General features: G+C 42.4%; 13 protein-coding genes. All 13 read left to right on the top strand.

What is annotated here, in order from left to right; translation table 11 throughout:
• Positions 1 to 51 precede the first annotated feature (51 nt).
• Positions 52 to 5436, top strand: a complete 5385-nt coding sequence (locus JCM19038_RS04025) for a S8 family serine peptidase (protein WP_052361047.1) — start codon at positions 52 to 54, stop codon at positions 5434 to 5436.
• 172 nt (positions 5437 to 5608) lie between these two features.
• The gene (locus tag JCM19038_RS04030; RefSeq protein WP_042414791.1) at positions 5609 to 6706 is read left to right on the top strand and encodes a YecA family protein; all 1098 of its coding nucleotides are present in this window, start codon (positions 5609 to 5611) and stop codon (positions 6704 to 6706) included.
• Positions 6707 to 7178: 472 nt separating this feature from the next.
• Complete coding sequence (locus JCM19038_RS04035) at positions 7179 to 8945, top strand: S-layer homology domain-containing protein (RefSeq protein WP_042414793.1); 1767 nt, start codon at positions 7179 to 7181, stop codon at positions 8943 to 8945.
• A gap of 68 nt (positions 8946 to 9013) precedes the next feature.
• On the top strand, positions 9014 to 9910 hold the full coding sequence (locus JCM19038_RS04040) for a hypothetical protein (RefSeq protein ID WP_042414796.1): 897 nt from the start codon (positions 9014 to 9016) through the stop codon (positions 9908 to 9910).
• A gap of 173 nt (positions 9911 to 10083) precedes the next feature.
• Positions 10084 to 12216: an S-layer homology domain-containing protein gene (locus JCM19038_RS04045; RefSeq protein ID WP_042414801.1), complete on the top strand. Its 2133-nt coding sequence runs from the start codon at positions 10084 to 10086 to the stop codon at positions 12214 to 12216.
• Positions 12217 to 12285: 69 nt separating this feature from the next.
• The gene (locus tag JCM19038_RS04050; RefSeq protein ID WP_042414804.1) at positions 12286 to 12867 is read left to right on the top strand and encodes an S-layer homology domain-containing protein; all 582 of its coding nucleotides are present in this window, start codon (positions 12286 to 12288) and stop codon (positions 12865 to 12867) included.
• A 53-nt stretch (positions 12868 to 12920) separates the two neighbouring features.
• Complete coding sequence (locus JCM19038_RS21605; RefSeq protein ID WP_238554276.1) at positions 12921 to 13238, top strand: RNHCP domain-containing protein; 318 nt, start codon at positions 12921 to 12923, stop codon at positions 13236 to 13238.
• Positions 13239 to 13352: 114 nt separating this feature from the next.
• Positions 13353 to 14744: a fibronectin type III domain-containing protein gene (locus JCM19038_RS04055; RefSeq protein ID WP_042414807.1), complete on the top strand. Its 1392-nt coding sequence runs from the start codon at positions 13353 to 13355 to the stop codon at positions 14742 to 14744.
• Between the two features lie 82 nt (positions 14745 to 14826).
• On the top strand, positions 14827 to 15144 hold the full coding sequence (locus JCM19038_RS04060) for a hypothetical protein (protein WP_052361049.1): 318 nt from the start codon (positions 14827 to 14829) through the stop codon (positions 15142 to 15144).
• Between the two features lie 288 nt (positions 15145 to 15432).
• The gene (locus tag JCM19038_RS04065) at positions 15433 to 16605 is read left to right on the top strand and encodes a DNA-processing protein DprA (protein WP_042415160.1); all 1173 of its coding nucleotides are present in this window, start codon (positions 15433 to 15435) and stop codon (positions 16603 to 16605) included.
• 8 nt (positions 16606 to 16613) lie between these two features.
• On the top strand, positions 16614 to 17318 hold the full coding sequence (locus JCM19038_RS04070; RefSeq protein WP_238554277.1) for a gamma-glutamyl-gamma-aminobutyrate hydrolase family protein: 705 nt from the start codon (positions 16614 to 16616) through the stop codon (positions 17316 to 17318).
• A 148-nt stretch (positions 17319 to 17466) separates the two neighbouring features.
• The gene (locus JCM19038_RS04075; protein WP_042414812.1) at positions 17467 to 17901 is read left to right on the top strand and encodes a YaiI/YqxD family protein; all 435 of its coding nucleotides are present in this window, start codon (positions 17467 to 17469) and stop codon (positions 17899 to 17901) included.
• Positions 17898 to 19103 carry an ArgE/DapE family deacylase gene (locus JCM19038_RS04080; protein WP_052361051.1) on the top strand — a complete coding sequence of 402 codons (1206 nt, stop codon included), beginning with the start codon at positions 17898 to 17900 and terminating at the stop codon, positions 19101 to 19103. Before JCM19038_RS04075 ends, JCM19038_RS04080 begins: the two co-directional genes overlap by 4 nt.
• The last annotated feature ends 76 nt before the right edge of the window (positions 19104 to 19179 follow it).

Below are 19179 nucleotides of genomic sequence, written 5' to 3' on the forward strand. Positions count from 1 at the left end.
TCTGTTTCATGTAGAGCGTTCACCGGAGTATAAGAAAAAAGGAGGAAACGAATGAAAAAAGGTAAACTCGAAAGGCGTAGTCTGTCTGTCATGATGATTGGTGCACTTATTTTATCTCCTTATGCTAGTGTCCTCGCAACGCCCTCCATTGCAAGCGCAAATCAATCAGATGTGAACGATGTACAACGAGAGCTTGCAGATCGAGCAAGTGAAAAAATTGACGAAGAGGTAGTGCGAGCATTTCGACAAGACCAGCATGTGTCTGTACTTATTGAAATGGAAGAGCAAGTCGACACCGCTGTTGCAGCACAGCAAGGGTTGCAATCGGTTGGGTCTAATGCAACACCACATCAACAACAGCGTGCAATTAGTAACAGTGTCTACAATGCACTAAGAAGCACAGCAACGGATACACAAGCAGCTACTGTCAGCTTACTTGAAGCCGCTGAAGAAGAAGGTAACGTCATCGAATACGAAGGGTACTACATTATGAACGTTGTCGCAGCAACTCTTGATCGAGACACCCTTCGTACTCTGTCTTATCGCCCAGAAATTAGCCGTATTAAACTCGATGAATTTATTGAGTTGGATTTACCAGAAGTCTCGAGTGAAGAAATCGAAGCGACTGACGACAATGTGGAATGGAACATTGACCGCATTGGTGCACCGGATGTGTGGGATGACATAGGCGTTACCGGTGAAGGCATTACGGTCGGTATTATTGACAGTGGAACGGACTGGACGCATGAAGCGCTTCAAGAAAACTGGCGTGGATATAATCCGGATGACCCAGAAAACTCCGATCCATACGGTAACTGGTTCGATGCTGTTGAAGGTCAAGATATGCCATATGATTTGGCTTCTCAACCGCATGGTTCACACGTGATGGGGACCATTCTCGGCCAAGGTCCTGATGATGAGAACAAAATCGGTGTAGCTCCTGATGCAAATTGGATCTCTGCAAGGGCATTCTCGGCTCTTGGTGGTACACAGTCAGATCTCCTTGCATCGGGTCAATATATGCTTGCACCAGAAGATGACCCCTCTTTAGCACCAGACATTGTAAACAACTCGTGGGGTGGTCAACCTGGGGTGAACGATTGGTACCGACCAATGGTTCAAGCTTGGAAAGACTCAGGCATTATGCCGACTTTCTCTGCAGGAAACTCCGGTCCAGGAGATGAAACAGTTACGCCTCCTGCAAATTATCCTGAAAGCTATGCAGTAGCAGCAACGGATATCAATGATGCGGTTGCAAGCTTTTCAAGTCGTGGACCTAGTCAATATGAAGGCGACCAAAAGCCGAATGTCTCCGCTCCTGGAGTGAACATCCGTTCATCCGTACCAGGTGGATATGAAGCCGGGTGGAACGGAACTTCAATGGCTGCTCCTCACATTGCAGGAACAGCGGCATTGTTGTTATCCACAGACAGTGGACTGACACCAAATGAAATTGAAGCTATCATCGATGAGACTGCAGATCCGTTAACGGACAGTCAATACACGACGGTTCCCAACGATGCATATGGCGTGGGAATGGTGAACGCATACGAAGCGGTTGCTTCGATTGCTGGCAACTTAGGAAGTATTGAAGGTTCTGTATTGCAAGAAGGAAGCGATGATTTGCCTCCTGAAATCGAACATTCTCCTGTAGAGAGTGTGTTTGCGGGGTACGATGTGCCGATCACAGCAACGATTACAGATGATGTATCTGTTACGGATGCTGAAGTTTGGATGACAAATGATGAGATTAATCACCATTACGTGTTCACGATGGAACAAGTATCGGGTGACCACGAAGAAGGTACGTACCGTGCTGTTCTTCCTGCTAACCTTCTTGGCGACGAATCATTTGAGTATTTCATTCAAGCTAGTGACTACGGTAATAACGTTGCGCAAACAGAGCGTTATTCTGTAGAAGTTGACTTTGGTGTTACACCTGACAACTACATTGAAGACTTTGAATCTGAGCCAATTGGTTGGGTGCTTGAAGGTGACTGGGAGTGGGGAAGTCCTGAAGTCGGACCTGAACCTGTAAACGGGGAAAACCTCGTTGGCACAAACTTGAGCGGCAACTATAGTGATGATGAGCATGTACTTTATAGTGTTCCTATTGATTTGCGTGACGCTGAAACGGCATCACTTCGCTTGAATGAATGGCGAGAGGTCATTTCAGGTGTTGATTATGCAAACGTTCTCGTCTCCGATGACTACGGAGATCATTGGGAGCAAGCCTCAGAATTTACGGGTAACAGTGACGGGTGGCAGTCTCTTTATGTAGACCTTGATGATTATGTTGGTAGTGAAGCGCCTGTTCTTGTTGCTTTTGTTCTAGAATCGAACAGTGCAACGACTGCTACAGGTTGGTATCTTGACAATGTTCATCTCGTCGGTGAAGACGTGACAGCGCCTTCAGTACCGGAGAACTTGGACGTTACAACAAGTACGGCAGGACTTCAATTAGATTGGGATGCACCAGTCGATGAAGAGCTTGATTTACACGAGTACACGGTTTACCGTGCTACAGATGACGAATTTGACTCCATTGCGACGACATCTTCTACAACGTTCCAAGATTTAAACGTTGAAGGTGGTACAGAGTATACGTACGTCGTAACAGCGAGTGATTATGATGGCAACGAAAGCGATCCTTCAAACGAAGTTTCAGCTGTTGCTCCGAACATCACCGTTTTCTATCACAATACATTCCAAGAGGATGATGGAGGTTTTGAAAGCGGTGGAACGAATAGTTCTTGGGAATGGGGAGAGCCGACCTCAGGACCAAATGAAGCACTAACAGGTGAGCGTCTGTGGGCGACGAACTTATCTGGCAACTACAATAATGCTGAAGATAGCTATATCGGTAGCCCAATCATTGAATTAGATGACGTAGATCTTGCTGAACTTCATGTAACTCATTGGCAAGACATTGAGAACAACTGGGACTATGGATTTGTGCAAGTATCAAGTGATGACGGTGAAACGTGGGATGAACTTGCGGAATTCACCGGCCGTGATCAAGCTTGGGCTCAAGCAGAGATCTCTCTTAATGATTATTTAGGCGAAAGCATTCAAATTCGCTTTGCTTTTGAGTCTGACAGCATCATCGCTTACCCAGGTTGGTATATTGATGAAGTGACGGTTGTTGGAACGAGTGAAGATGTTGAACATGTTGCTGAAAATGATGACGTAAAAGCAGAACGTCCATCTGATGAGCGTATTGAGCGTGAACTTGAACAGGTGACAAACATTCCTGCTCCGGATGGCTCAACGCCTTATGAAGAGTCTGATGTACGCGAAGAAACATCAACAATTGCTCCTTCCGTAAGTGGATTACCAGTATCTGCAGCAGTCACTGTGCTTGAGACGAATCGCTCAGCGACAACGAATCCAGCGACTGGAACGTATCGCATTAACCATAGTGAAGGTACGTATACGGTCGAAGCAGATGCATATGGTTTCTACCCTGAACAACAAGAAGTGACGGTTCAGGAGGGAGAAAGTTCAACGGCCAATTTCATGCTTACAGAGATTCCTACAGGTGAAATTACGGGAACTGTTGTAAATGAAAGAAATGATGAGCCGGTAGAAGATGCGACCGTTCGCGTCGTTGAAGACCCGGCAATTACAGATGCAATCACCGATGAAGATGGGAACTTCACATTGGAAGATGTGCTTGAAGGCGAGTACACGATCGCTGTCTCAGCACCGAGTTTCCACAGTACACAAATGAGTGGAATTGAAGTTGTCGGCGGTGAAGAAACCGAAGTAACGGTTGAAATGCGCCCATTTATCGGCTTTGATGATGAGATTGCATATGACAACGGCAATGCTGAAAATGCCGTCGTCTTAAACGCAGCAAACAACGGGATGGCTGTACAATTTACACCGAGTGAAGCTGCGAGTGTTAATGGCGTTAATCTTTACGTTTGGGGTGACGATTTCCCTGTACCAGGAGGTACAGAAACTCAAATCGCTGTCTATGATACAGACGATGAAGGGAACCCAACGACTCAGCTCGTTGAGCCTTTTGAGATCGAAGTAGAACGTGGAGCTTGGAACTATGTTGACTTATCTGAATACGGTGTTGTCACAGATCGTGATTTCTTCGTAACGACAATTCAAACACAAATCGGAGACTTATCTCCAGCGGTCGGTACAGATATGTCTTCCAACAACGCTGAACGCTCTTACCTATATGTGAGCGGAAGCTTCGAACAAGAATTAAGTTATGGTAACTTTATGATTCGTGCGGACGTCTCTTACGAGTTGGAAGCACCGGTGATTGAGTCGCCAGAAGATATGACGTATACGAATGAAGAGAGCATTGTTGTAGAAGGATCATTGCATGAACAGGCAGAAGCAGAAATGGTCATTTACAATAACGATGAAAAAGTAACGAGAACTGAGGCTGAAGAAGGCTCTTGGAGTGTAGAGGTCGATTTAACTGAAGGCGAGAACGTATTAGTTGCTCGTGCAGAAGTTGAAGATGGTCTATCCGACCCATCAGCTCCAGTAACTGTTATTAAAGACACGGTAGACCCGGTCATTACGATTGAATCACCAGAAGACGGTGAAGTAACGAATCGTGAAGCCATTACGGTTACCGGAACTGTTGAAGAAGAGAACCTTGATTCTCTTACAATTAATGAACGAGAAGTAGAGGTTTCTGAGGACGGTGCATTTAGTCAACGCCTTCTTCTAGACCTTGGCGAGAACGAAATTGTTGTAGAAGCAACGGATCTCGCGGGTAATGTTTCTACTGAACAAGTTACTGTCTATGCAGGATTTGAAGCACCAACGATTGAAAATGTTCAACCAGCAGAAGATGTTCACTTGAATGCAGGGGAAACGGTTCAAATATCGTTTGATAGTGCAAGTGGTTTGGATGCTTCGTTTGTCATTCAAATGCCACTCGTGAACTTGCCTGACCATGTCGTTGAATTGCCTATGCGTGAAACGTCAGAAGGGCATTACGTGGGGTATTGGACAGCAATCTCAAATGCTGTAGCGAACGGTGCTGTCATTGAACTCCGTGCGACAGATCAATTCGGCAACGAAGTTCGTGAAACAGCAGATGGAAAATTGTTCATTAACGTACCGTCGGAAGAAGAGCCAGCACCAGCGCCAGATACGCCAAGAGCTGAGTTTACTTTGCCAAATTCGATTGAATCAGGCAAGAGTTTCTTCTTAGACGCTTCGAATTCCGTTGCTGATGGGGAGATTGTAAATTACTCATGGGCATTTGGAGATGGAGAGCGTGCTTCAGGTGAACAAGTGAATCATACGTATTTGCGTGAAGGTACGTACACTGTAACACTAGGAATTACAGATGAGCACGGTCAGACTGATGTCGTGACGAAACGAATTCATGCAACAGGAGAAGCATCTGTTATTCTACCAGTACCAAGACCAGGTTTTGGGCTCATGCGTTAATAATAGAAAGGGATGCAGGCTGAATTCATAGGCTTACATCCCTTTTTTCCTATACGAAAAGAAGACTTTAAGAAAGATTTCCAGTCGCTCCCTATGTTGGGAGATTGAGTTTTCCGCCAGAATCAGCTATCTTAGTACTATAGGGTTGGGTTGAAATTGTAACAAGGGGCGATTGGAAATTAAACGTATAGGACGAAATGAACCGTGCCCATGCGGTAGCGGGAAAAAATATAAAAAATGTTGTGGGAAAAACGAAACAGTACAAATCTCTGAAACTGTAAACCAAAACTTACGTGATCTACAAGATCAATTGTTCAAACACGTCATGAACAAAGAAATGAAAAAAGTAAACAACCTCGTTCATGCAAAGGTAGACAGTTCTGGATTGCACACAGAAGGAAAGAACTTTGTGCAGTTCTTCGGAGCCATTTGGGTAATGGTCTGTCACTCTTTTGAAGGTAAGACGATGATGGAGCGCTTTGTAGAAGGACGTCTGCCGAAGCTGCACCGCCCTTCAGTCATTGAGAGCTTTAAGCAGTGGCCATCCGTTGCACCATCGGTCTATGAAGTGCAAGAGATCAAAGGTGACAATGTAATTGTCGTTGATGATATTTTTACGCATGAACGTACTCACGTTCTACTGAATCAAGAAAACTATGAGCAAGGTCGCGAACCTGAAAAAGGCGAGTTGTTATTAACTGTTCTCTTGCCAGCAGGTGAGATGAAGCAAGTCTTTGCAGCGCCATTGCAATTGTTAAAAGATCACGCCAAAGAACGTAAAGAGACGATCCTAGCTCAATATAACGAGAGTGACTATCAAGATTCACGAGCATACATGAATGAAGAGTTCTTAAATGTACTACTCATTTGTTTATATGGTGAAAAAAACTCAACAGAAGACAACGATGTAGAACCAGCTGCACTTGAGACGAATGAGCAACAAGAAGTTGTTGAACAGTACGCAGCGTACATGGCAGGTCAAGATAAGGAAGAATACCGCCAAGTAGGTGAGCTGTTGTGGCGTCGTTATTGCGAACGTGAAGAGCCGAACATTCGAAAGGCAGAAGTGTTCTCAGCTACATTAAGTTACCTAATTGAAACAAAGATCGCGAAAGCGACTGTAACGAAGAAAGCCATTGCAACGCACTTTGGTGTATCACCAAGTACGCTATCAAAGCGCCTTAAAGAGCTTGAATCCTCACTTGCAGGCGATGTACGTGAAGTAAACAAGGCGTTAGAGCAATTGGAAAAAACGAATACAGGAACGTGATAAAAGATCCGGGAAAATATTCTCGGATCTTTTTCTGTGTGTCTAAAAGACTATGTTTTAGTGTTTGTGCTTTTGTTACTATATTTAGTGATTTAAATGTAACATAAACCTATTAATCGTAATATACCTTTAATATTATAGTTGTATAGTACTTTTATTAATGACTAATGACCTTATTAAAGTTACTTATTAGAGTTTTTTGTAATAAAAAAATAAAGACTAAAGTAGGTTACGACTTTCATCACACGAGTGGTAAGGTAATTTCAGGAAAGCGCTTCTATAAATTTCCTTAAATAGTATTTTTGTTTTTGAAAATGAATATTTATTCCTTGAATCTATGAAAACTATACTTTTATACAGTTCTATTTAAGTATTAAGCAATAGTTTTATGAATGTTCATTACCTATCAATTTGCTATGAATTAATAACTAATGCATAGAGCCTTAGGCTCATTACAAGGAGGAGCAACAAAATGGCTTACCAACCCAAAACTTACAGAAAATTTATTGCAGGAACGATGACAGCAGCAATGGCTGCAACAGCGTTCGCAGCAACGACACCTCAGCAAGTTGCTGATGCACAAGAAACGTCGTTTACGGACGTGGATACTTCGAACGATCACTTTGAAAATATTGAACGCGCAGTAGAACGTGGGTATGTACAAGGGTTTCCAGACGGCACTTATAAACCACAACACGATATTACTCGTGGTCAAATTGCAACTATGCTTACAAGAGCATTACAGTTAGACGTTGAAGAAAATATTGAAGAAGATGTATTTGGTGATGTGTCTGCAAATAACTATTTTGCACCAGTTGTTAAGGCGATTTCAGATGCTGGAATCATGAATGGAGTTAGTTCTGAAGAATTCGCTCCAGCAAGAGATCTTTCAAGAGAGCAGATGGCAACGATTATTGTCCGTGCGTTTGATTTAGAGCGGGACGAATCAATTGATGTTGTTGTAAATGACCTAGACTCTGCACATTCGTCACATCAAGCAAATGTAGAGATTCTTTCGCAATATGGAATTACCTTTACACCTGACAACAATTTCAATCCTAAAGACCCTGTTACACGCGGACAAATGGCATCATTTTTAGAGCGTACCTTCGATGTTGTTCATACAGAAAAAGCTGGCCTTGAAGACATACAAGCCATCAACAACAACTCAGTTAGAATTACATTTGCAGATGACGTAAATGTAGAAGAGCTTACAGCTGAACAATTCTCTTTCAACAACGACCTTGAAGTACTTGATGTTGAAGTAACAGATGAAAATGCTGTAACACTTACAACAACGGAGCAAGATTCAGAAACAACGTACACACTCTCATTCGATGGTGAGCGTACGACGCTTTCATTTGCTGGTAGTGACGAAGTGGTTGAGGAAGTTGAACTTGCAATTGAAAGTCTTGTTGTCGACAATGATGGATTTACAACATCTGTTTCAGCAGAGGTTCTTGGTAGTGATGATGAGACTGAAGCACACGTTGCTATTGTAGATGCTGATGGGGAAGTTGTTACTGAAGAAGTTGTGAGTGTTGAAGAAGGTGCAATTGAGGCTGATTTCGCTGGATTATTAGCGGGTGAATATAAGGCAGTTGTTACAATTGATAATGAGGAAGAAGATATTGTTGCTGAAGCTGATTTCGACATTTCTAACTTAGTTCTTCCTTTAGAGGTTGCTGAGGCAACAACTACTCAGGTGCGTCCAGCTGAAGGTCAAGAGCTAGCATTTACCGTTGATGACCTTTCTTACGACATTGCAGATTTAGTTGAAGCAGGATATGAAGTGAAATTCCTCTTGAATAAAGAAGAACTTGAAGTATCTAAAGAAGGCATAATCAATATTCCTGAAGATCTTGAATCATTCTCATATGCTGTTCGTGTAACGGATGCAGAAAATGATGAGCGTACGGTTACGTCAATCCGTCAAGAAGTAGAAGTAGTGAGTGCGGAAGCCATTGCAGAAATCACGGAAGTAGCGTTAGTGTCAGGTGAAGATGTTGTTGAAGGCAATGTCGTCACGAGTAACACAGATGCGAAGTTCGAAGTCATTTCTGCTGTGAATGGATACGGTGAAGAGATTGATTTTGATGAAGTAGATCAACCAGCAATTGAAAAAGCAGTTTCTAGCGACGTAACAGTTGCTCATTATAACAACGAAGACGGTATTGTCGTTCAAGGTGAAGGCGAAGTGGCGTTTGAAGTCACTTTGAAGGCATCGAAGATGCTGTAGAAGTTATCGTAACCGTTGTTGCGGATGAGGAAATTACAGAAATTAGCAATGCAGGTAGCACGGTTCGAATGATTACAAACGATGGTAAAGTTGCTACAGATCTTAAAAATTCTCTACTTGATCAGTATGGTACTATTTGGAAGGGTAATCAAGACGTTACGGTAACTGTTAGTGGCGATGGAGAATTTGAAATTAAAGCAATAGAAAATACAACTGACGGTGAAGTGTCTATCGATCTTAACGACTATGTTGGAGGGGCTGAAGGTGTAGAAGCTGGTACATACACGGTTTCTTATGCAATCGACGACCTAGAACTTGGTGAAGTAACGGTTGAAGTTATTGAACTTGACCTTGATTCTGTTGATCAATTCTTCTTAACTGCTGTTGAGGAAGAAACAATGGACCTCTATGATTCAGAAGAGAATAAGTTAGCGACTGACGTTCATCAAACGGTTACAATTGGGGCAGAGTTCGAAGGAATCGATTTAGATGCTACAGAGTTAGAAGCTGCTTTAGGTGACCTTGATGGTTCTCTTAAGTTGACAACAAGTAATTCAGAGATCGTATCTTTTGACGGTGAAGAATCTAAAGATGTCTCAAACACAACTTCTGATTTCACTGTCGCTGGTGAAGCTGAAGGTACTGCAACAGTAAGTCTCGTTCAAGTAGAAGGTGACTTTGTCACAACAATTGCTGCAACGGATATTACAGTTGAAAACAGCACTCCTCAAATTACTGAAATTACTCTAGAAGATGAAGAAAGTCCTTTACGCATTAATGCTGAAGGTTATGTGGAAACATACAATACTCTTACATCACCTGATGTTGAAGAAATTACAAATGAAATGATCGAAGAAGTTGTATTCGTATCTTCGCAAGATATTGCAATTATCTATGTGTCAGAGGTTTATGGTGGCGGTGTATTTACAGTAGAAGCTGTAAGAGCCAACGCTGAGAATAACTAATAGTTTTAGTAAAAAAAGCTGAGTATACCTCAGCTTTTTTGTTTACTAGAAAAGCACTAGAGAATTAAAATTAAAAATAATTAAAATAATAAGTGTAAAATAATCCTGCGAGGGTATTGAAACTATAGTCCTTTGTTTTTCGAAAAGATAATAATATAAAAGGGAGAGGTTCTATGGCATACCAACCAAAGTCTTATCGGAAGTTTCTAGCAGGTACACTAACAGCAGTAATGGCGACGACAGCCTTTGCGGTCACGACTCCTCAGCAAGTTGTAAACGCAGAGGACCCAGCATTAACAGATGTTCAACCAGGTGATTTTGCTTATGCAGAAATTTACCGCGGGCTTGAACGTGGCATTATTAACGGGTACCCGGATCATACTTATCGCCCTTATCAATCGATTAGTCGTGGACAAGTAGCGAACTTAATCGTTCGTGCACTTGGACTTTCTTATGATGGAGAATTAACAGACACAGGTTTCGCAGATGTTGAAGCAGATAGTTCTTTTGCTGAGGCAGCAGCACTTCTAAGTGCTGAAGGCATTATGGTAGGAAGCAGCGGAGGGACGATGTTCCGCCCAACTGAACCAATTTCTCGAGAGCAAATGGCTTCAGTATTAGTGCGAGCATTTGATGTTGAGGGATCGGGAGAAGGTGTTGACGTTGTAGATTCTGATTCTATAAATCAATCACACCTTGAAAATGTTGAAGCACTAGTTAGTCAAGGCATTAGTGTAACTTCAGACAATAGATTTCGACCTAAAGAAGATGTCACACGTGCGCAGTTTGCCGTCTTCTTAGATCGAGTCTTGGCTTATACTTGGACGGAATCACATGGCATCGAAAGCATTGAAGCCATTAATAATACGACGGTCCATGTTTATTTTGAAGAGCCTATTGATGAAGCTCCAGTTGAAATGTTCGCCTTTGACAATGAACTAGACGTTCTTGATACAGCAATTGAAGATGATGGTTATACCGTCGTGTTAACGACTTCGGAGCAAGTAACAGACCAAATGTACACACTTCTCATTAATGAGGCGCGTACAAATCAAGTCATAACAGGTCACAAGGAAGCCGAACCTACTCCTGAACCAGGAACGATCGAAGAACTAGTGTATGCTCTCCAAGAAGCATACGAACAAGACGATGAAGTGGCATTTCTTGAAGCGTTAACAAAGATTAATGAATACGATGAGGATGCCTTCGAGGATTCTCAAGTGTTCCCTGATTATATTACTTCCTATTTAGACGTTTACGATGGGCAAGATACTGTCGAGGATCTTGCAGCATTTGTCTACAGAGTAAACGTAGAAACGGCATTGATTGCAGTTGAAGCTGCGACGGAAGAGACGATTATTGGCGCTCTCTCGACGCTTGACCTGGTTACACCTGAAGAATATCGTTTAATCGTCGTCTCAGCGTCTACTGAGCGTATTTACGAGGCGATATCTGAATTAGACTTTGAAAGTGAGGATATTCTCGACCAAATTGAAGAAGTCGTGATGCGTATTGGGATCGAAGAAATAATTAATGACTTGCATGAGGCTGCTGAAGAAGATGAGGATGAAGTGGTTGGAAGTTTAGTCATTAATCAGTTGCATCAACTTCGTACAACGACAGAAGCCTTTAATGCTGAGATTATTCTTCCTTATAAGGGTGATGAGTACGCGGCGGCTCTTCGGGATGAGAATTATCCTACTGGCACAGTAGATGAGATTATTGAGATGTTAATCGATGTAAATGATGGTGAAACGTTCCCAGAGATTGAAGTTACGATTGATGACATTGGGAACTACAATTATGTTGAGGAAGAGTTAACGTTGTCTGGCATGATTTCACCGTATGAAATCGAATGGGAGATGTCAGTGACACCAAATGTTGTCGATGAAGATGGCGATCCTGTACCTGGCGGCGTTGCAATTGGTAGTGAGTACTCAGATGATGGTTCATTTGTAAGCACAATTGATATGTCAGATGTTGAAGAGTCTGGAGACTATTACATTGAATTTAGTGACTTATGGTATGAAGAAGAATTTCTTACGATCCCATTCCATTTCTACGTTGAACCTCGAGCGATTAATGAACTAGAAAACAGTGAAGATGCAGCGCTTGAACATTTCAATTGGCTCATTCAGGATGCAGAGGACCTTGGGATTGACGCCGAGGGTTATGATGCACTCGGTGAAGAGCAACGACAAGGTGTATTTGAACAAGTCATTTGGGAACGTCCAATGGATGGTTATGAAACGGTAAACGATATTGTTGAAGCATTTAATGACGCAATTGAAGCCCAACAGTCGTAAGGATTTACTAGGAGTTTAGCGGAAGAGGCAACGGTCTCTTTCGCTATTTTTAACTAGGGAGGTCTTTTGATGAAGAGGTTACTTGGATTTGCACTTGCTGTTACGCTTTGTATATGTATACACATTGAGGCAAAGGCTTCTTACTATCCTGACGTTCCTCTAGAACACGATTATGCGGAGGCGATCAATCTTTTATCCGAACGCGGTGTAGTAGGTGGCTATCATGATGGAACGTTTCGTCCAGATGAAGCTGTCACTCGTGGACAAGCGGCTGTGTTTCTTGCTAATGCTTTAGAGCTTAATCTTTATCATTTAGAGATCAACCCTTTTGTAGACCTCCCTGATGATCATCCATTTGCGCCCCATGCAACAGCGTTATACACGAACGGAATTATGGTTGGTCATCATTCTCGAACAACATTGCGACCTGCAGAGCAATTAACAAACGCTCAACTCGCTTCACTGCTCGTACGATCATTTCGTTTAGATGAGGAAGAGAATGCATTAGAAAATGTCCGAAATGCAACCCACCTTGATAATATAAGAACGTTAAGCGATCATTCATTTGAAATTTCAATTCCTTCAAACCAAGTGACAAGAGCCGAACTTGCTGGGGCAATTGTCTATTTTATGGATGATGAGCGAGAGTGAACGTTTTGTGCTAAACTAGCATGCAGAACATTGAATGATGGAGGAAGAGAAAAGTGAGTCGAGCAACAGAGAATACACAATTCACATGTGAGCATTGTGGAATGGTAGTCGAACCTTTGGAAAACGGAAGTTACCGTAATCATTGTCCGAGCTGTTTATACTCCAAGCATGTGGACGTCATTCCGGGAGATCGCGCATCTACATGTCGCAGTCTAATGGAGCCTATAGACCTAAAATCTCATTCGAAAAAAGGCTTTCAATTGTTGCATCGATGCCTTGCATGTGGTCATGAACAATACAACAAAATTGCCGAGAATACAGCACAAAGCGACGATATCATTGCTTTTATGCGAACGCGAAGTCGTGACTAAAGACCCCTTTTCAATTTATGAAAAGGGTTATTTTTTTTGTGGGCGAATTTCTCGTATACGTCGAGACTGTTTTGCGCAAATCAGTTTATTCAAAATGTAGGGGAGTGCAGAATTTTGAAGAGACTGATCGGTATTAGCATGGTAAGCGTTTTATTATTTGGTGTTCACTATTCTTCCTTGTTTGCAACAGACACATTTATAAGATCCGATGATGAAGTATCAACTTTGGACGTAAAGATGATTGAACATCAACAGCATTCTACTCGAACAATTCAGCACCCGGGACAGCTGGAATTAGAGAAGAATCTTGAAGCCGATCAGTCGTTTGATTGGCGTACGGATCACGAAGTCACTGCTGGACAATTGCTAACCGTCCATTTTGTTTTTGAGTCAAATGATCAAGCAAGTGGTACATTGACGTATAACGCTGATCAATTGAAATTGCAAGATGTGGATTTAAGTCGTCATGGAGATGTTGAGCAAAAAAAAGGATTGCTTTCTATAGAGGTATCGGATGAAGGAGTTCATAGCGGGGTTGCTACTTTTCTTGTAAAAGAAGATGTGATTGGTACGATTGACATTTCGATGGAAGAACTTGTGATTGATCACAAGTCTCATGAAAGTGACGTGCTCAAAGTAAACGTCGTTCCAGGATTACATCTTGAGGTTGAGGGACGTTCTGTAGGGCACGAAACGGAGATTGTTGTTACAGATGAGAACGGGAACGGCGTAAAAGGTGCTTCGTTACACGTAGAGACTGAAATCCCACGCGTACAGACGAAGGAGGCAACGTCGCTTTACCATGACCTTCACGAACAACAAGAGAGCCATTGGTTCCCCGTTGGACCAAACACACAGTATTATGCCTATGAAGAAACGGTGACGGGTGATGGTGAATTTATTGAGATATCCGGGAATGAACAAGCGAAGACCTATCTCAAAAAATCTGATGCAGAACCTGTTGATTGGAGTGAGATTCCAGTCACAGATGAAAAAGGGTATCTAGTTACTCGCATGTTAACAGCAATTGAAGGTGACGTGAGTATCCAAGCTGTTGCCCCTGATGGGCGTAAAAGCGAGGTGTGGGAGGGCGAGATTGTCAAAGCAATAGGTGATGATCAACCTGAAAATATAACGTTCGATTGGTACAATGAACACCCAAACAGTCAGTTCATTCATTTTGAAGCGCATCCTGGAACAGAGTCAGGCTTTATAGAAGTTGTTGAAAAGCGTGATCCAGAGAAATTCTATAGCGCTGCGACGAAGCGCTATGATGCGTCAACAAAATTAGTCTATGATGAACATGGAGAGAAGCGGCTGTACACGTCTTTGGCAACAGAACTTGAGCCTGGGACGACCTATGCCTATCGTGTAAACGTTGATGGAACTTGGAGTGAAGCATTATCATTTGTAGCGACCAATCGTTCTCGTGAAACGAAAGAAGAGCAATTGAGTACAGTGAAAAAGCCCAATTCGTTTCTTCCATATTACTTTAAAGAAAGTTAATTGATTGTATAGAGATCACTCACATCTCTGTGACGTGCGCATAGGCTGTAGTACGGATTTAAAGAAAGGGAGTGAGAGATCCGTGCAACACGAAACGTTATATCCTTATGCGGACATAACCATTGATGCTAACCAGCAATCGCGTAATCATGGCGGACACGGACACGGACACGGACACGGACATGGACACGGACACGGACATGGACATGGACACGGACACGGACATGGACACGGGCATGGACATGGACCACCAAGGCCGCCGTGGCCTGGATTTGGTGGAGGCTTTATTCCAGGGTTAGTAATTGGAGGCTTAGCAGGTGGCGGATTTGGTCCAGGATATTATCCATACCCACCGCCTCCACCACCCCCACCTCCTTATCCGTACCCGCCCTATTATTAATGGTGAACGTAAACGCGTGCGAAAATTGCACGCGTTTTGTTTGTCACAAATTCGACAAAAATGGTCAAAATCCTTGCCAATTGTCGAATCAAAATCCCTTTCCTTAGATGTTATTTTTTGTATTTAACAAAAAAGTTTGAAAATAAGTGGCGTTGAATGCTATGATGAAGGCAATAGTTAAGAAGTAGAGGTATATACAAAAAACAACCTTATGACTCATCTTAACTAGAGCATCGACCTATATAAAGAGAAAAATAACATGTAAAAAGAAGGGTGAATACAGTGCAAATGAAGGAGATGGATTCCAGGTTTTTACGACCGATCATTGAGCAGGAGATCTTGTTTGCAAGCGAAGCGGCCGCTTATTTAGGGATAACACCGCAACGCTTAAATCAGCTTGTACATACTGGCAAGGTGAAGCCAGTTCGGACAAGCCCAAGTGGAAATTTATATTTGAGAAGTGATATGGAAGAACGTAGAAAACGTATGCACGGAAACCAAATTGCATATATATCAGCACTTTTCGAGAAGAATGAAGCAACAACAGTCTATGAAGCAATGAATTACTTTACAATTCAATCGATTTTCAACGGTTCAGATAAAAAGGCAACAGCTGAGTTCGAACGATTAGCTGAGAAATTTCAATTAACTGAAGAATTGACAAATAACTTACGCTCAATCGCTGATGACTTAGGTGTCGAGCTGGAAGTGATGGAAAAAGCGTACACTGCAGTCGTCGGTGGATTCCAACAACTCGGAGCGGATGATTACATCGTAAAAAAAGGTCAGAATCATTATCCAAAAAAACTGTCTGAAATTTCCGATGCTCCTTTATTCCTATTTATGCGTGGAAACCCTGAATTGTTAACGAAGCGACTGGTAACAGTTGTAGGAGGAAGAAAAACGACAGAAAATGGGGAAGTTATGGCTTACGAATTGTCGAAAGAGCTCGGACAAGAAGGCTATGTGATCGTTTCTGGATTATCGAAAGGCATTGACTCAGTCGTTCAGCAAGCGACCGTTAATCATCAATTGCCAACGGTTGCTGTTCTAGGAACACCGATCACTCATTTTCACCCACGTGAGCATCAAGTGCTCCAAGGGCAATTAGAAGATCACGGCCTTGTCATTTCTCAGTTTCCACCGTCTGTAAAGGTGCAGCGTTGGCATTTTCCAATGCGCTACGCACTGATGAGTGGGATTTCTGAAGCGACGGTCATGATTGAGTCGACCGATAAGAGTGAAGTGCTTGAGCAAGCAGATTATGCTTGTAAATATAGACGCCCACTACTGTTACCCCAAGTGGCATTAGATGACCGCAAGTTACAATGGCCAAACCGGTATATCGATTATGGAAAAATGTACGCATATCGTAAACCTACCGACGTCTTGAAGCGTATGGAAATGTTAACAACTGAAGATGGAACGAGTACGCGTTACGCTCAACAAACAATCGGATAGAAGGGATCATGATGACGAGAAAACCGATGATTGGCATCACTTCACATATGGATGAAAACGGAACGCATCATATGAGTCAGGATAATTTACGAAGAATTGCAAATGAAAATGGAATTCCAATCATTCTTCCGAATGTTCCAGATGAAGCGTCGATCCCACGCATTATTTCATCGATTGATGGCCTTGTTGTTACAGGCGGTGGAGACATCGACCCAACTTTGTTTGGTGAAGAACCTCATCTTAAATTAGGAAGTATTCACCCTGATCGTGATGCTTTTGAAATGATGCTCATTCAAGCCGCTTTAGAAGCTAATCTTCCAATTCTTGCGATTTGTCGAGGGTGTCAAATCTTAAATATTGCTGCCGGCGGGGATATGTATCAAGACATTTACAGTCAATACGATGTAGACTTGTTACAACATCAACAACGAGCACCAAGGCAACATGTGTCTCATTTTATTGACGTTGATGAAGGTACGATGCTACAGCGGATTTCTAAGTCTAGTCGCTATAAAGTTAATAGTTATCATCATCAAGCGGTACGCCGACTTGCTCAAGGGTTTCGGCGATCTGCAGTTTCATCGGATACCGTCATTGAAGCTTTTGAAAGTGAACGCCACTCTTTTGTTATTGGAGTGCAGTGGCATCCGGAGAATTTATTTGACGATGAGTATGCCAACCGTCTATTTAAAGCGTTTATCGCAAGTACGTAACAATCGGAACAAACCGTCTTGCCAATTTAATTGGAGGCGGTTTGTTTCTCTTTTTATGGAATCGGGAATAAATAAAAAGATAATCCATGAATTGTATAGATGATAGATGGTTAAAGAAGACGTTAATGAAAGAGAAAGGAAAAGAGCAATGAAGATCATCATTGATGCTGATGCTTGTCCCGTGCAAGATGTCGTTATTGAAGAATCAGCGAAGCGAGGAAAAGACGTGATCCTCGTGAAAAGCTACGCCCACTACTCAAATGTCGAGCAAGAGGCCGAAGTCATTTATGTTGATCCAGGTAATGATTCGGCTGATTATAAGATCGTACAGCTAGCAGTGCCTGGTGACATTATTATTACGCAAGATTATGGTCTTGCGGCTTTAGCGCTTGAGAAGAATTGTAAGGTGTTGCACCATACGGGTTTTTTCTATTCTAAAGATCGAATTGATGCGATGTTATTTGAACGCCATCAATCAGCGAAACGAAGAAGGAGCAAGCAAAGAGTTCGTGGACCTAAGCCATTTACTAATGAACAGAAAGAACATTTTAAAGAGCAATTTATAAAGGAGCTGGAAGCGTGATCAATGACTCGATAGCCATACAAGCACTGAAGGAAGTTTTAGAAATGGATACTTCAAATCCACCTGGTAATGAAGAACTTGTAGCAAACAAGCTTCAGTTCATTTTTACAGAGTATGGCATTGAAACGACAGCAATTGCTCATAGTGCAGGACGTACGAACCTCATCGCAACGCTGCCTGGAGATGGTTCAACCGATGAAGTGATTGGATTATCAGGACATATGGATGTGGTACCATCTGGAGAAGTACCGTGGGATTCTCTTCCTTTTGACCCAGTAGAAGTTGATGGGAGGATTTATGCTAGAGGTGCATGTGATATGAAGAGTGGCTTAATGGCTGCTGTAGCCGTTCTATGTCGAATTAAACATGAAGGAATAAAGCTTCCATTTGATCTTAAGCTCTTTGCCTCAATTGGAGAAGAACGGGGGGCGGTAGGTGCTAAGCAATTAACCGAAGAAGGTTACACGGATTGCTTGAGTGCAATGATCATTACAGAACCTACAAACGGTAGGGTCATTACGTCTCACAAAGGTGCATTATGGCTAAGAATTACGACACATGGAAAGACTGCACACGGCTCCAAGCCTGAGCGTGGAGTCAATGCGTTGATTCATTTAATTTCCATTGTGAATGAGCTACAACATGCCCTTCATTTTGATGAGAATGATGAAAAGTTAGGGCAACCATCATTTAGCTTTAATGTGATGAACGGCGGTAAGACTACGAACATGGTTCCTGACCAAAGTAGCGTTGAGATTGACATTCGTACATTGCCAGGTCAAAGTCACGCATCAATCGTCCAAGACATTAAGGATCATATTCAACATGTAAGAGCCCAGCACCCTGAATTGCAAGCGAGTGTAGAAGTCATTAATGACCTGCCCCCATTAGAAACAGACGATCATCACCAGTTCGTAGAATTCGCTTGTGAACATCTTTATAGTCGTACGTTCGGGATGTCAGGCTATACGGACGGTTCAAGGTATCAAATGGGAACGAGTGATTTCCCGATTATCGTGTGGAGTGGAATTGAAGGAGTCACGGCTCATCAACCAAATGAAGTCGTGTATATTGACCACTACACAAAAACAATTGAACAATTGCAATCGCTTCTAATGGCGTATAAGCTCAGAAGATTCATCAACTGTAAGAAAGAAAGCGTAATTCGGGATCGAGGCGAATTGCGTTTTTTATTTTGTTAAAACGATCGGACAGAGTTTGAAAAGGAGAAGGAATCCCGTCTAAATTGATCGAATTATTAAAATAGAAAGCGTATTC

This window comes from Geomicrobium sp. JCM 19038, assembly GCF_000698125.1.
In the GTDB taxonomy this organism is placed as follows: Bacteria; Bacillota; Bacilli; order Bacillales; family Marinococcaceae; genus Geomicrobium_A.

Bases quoted from the DNA above. Each gene is read 5' to 3' on its own strand.
- JCM19038_RS04075 (WP_042414812.1), top strand. From the start codon at position 17,467: ATGAAGATCATCATTGATGCTGATGCTTGTCCCGTGCAAGATGTCGTT.
- JCM19038_RS04050 (WP_042414804.1), top strand. From the start codon at position 12,286: ATGAAGAGGTTACTTGGATTTGCACTTGCTGTTACGCTTTGTATATGT.
- JCM19038_RS04040 (WP_042414796.1), top strand. From the start codon at position 9,014: ATGATTACAAACGATGGTAAAGTTGCTACAGATCTTAAAAATTCTCTA.
- JCM19038_RS04035 (WP_042414793.1), top strand. From the start codon at position 7,179: ATGGCTTACCAACCCAAAACTTACAGAAAATTTATTGCAGGAACGATG.
- JCM19038_RS04065 (WP_042415160.1), top strand. From the start codon at position 15,433: ATGAAGGAGATGGATTCCAGGTTTTTACGACCGATCATTGAGCAGGAG.
- JCM19038_RS04025 (WP_052361047.1), top strand. From the start codon at position 52: ATGAAAAAAGGTAAACTCGAAAGGCGTAGTCTGTCTGTCATGATGATT.
- JCM19038_RS04045 (WP_042414801.1), top strand. From the start codon at position 10,084: ATGGCATACCAACCAAAGTCTTATCGGAAGTTTCTAGCAGGTACACTA.
- JCM19038_RS04070 (WP_238554277.1), top strand. From the start codon at position 16,614: ATGATGACGAGAAAACCGATGATTGGCATCACTTCACATATGGATGAA.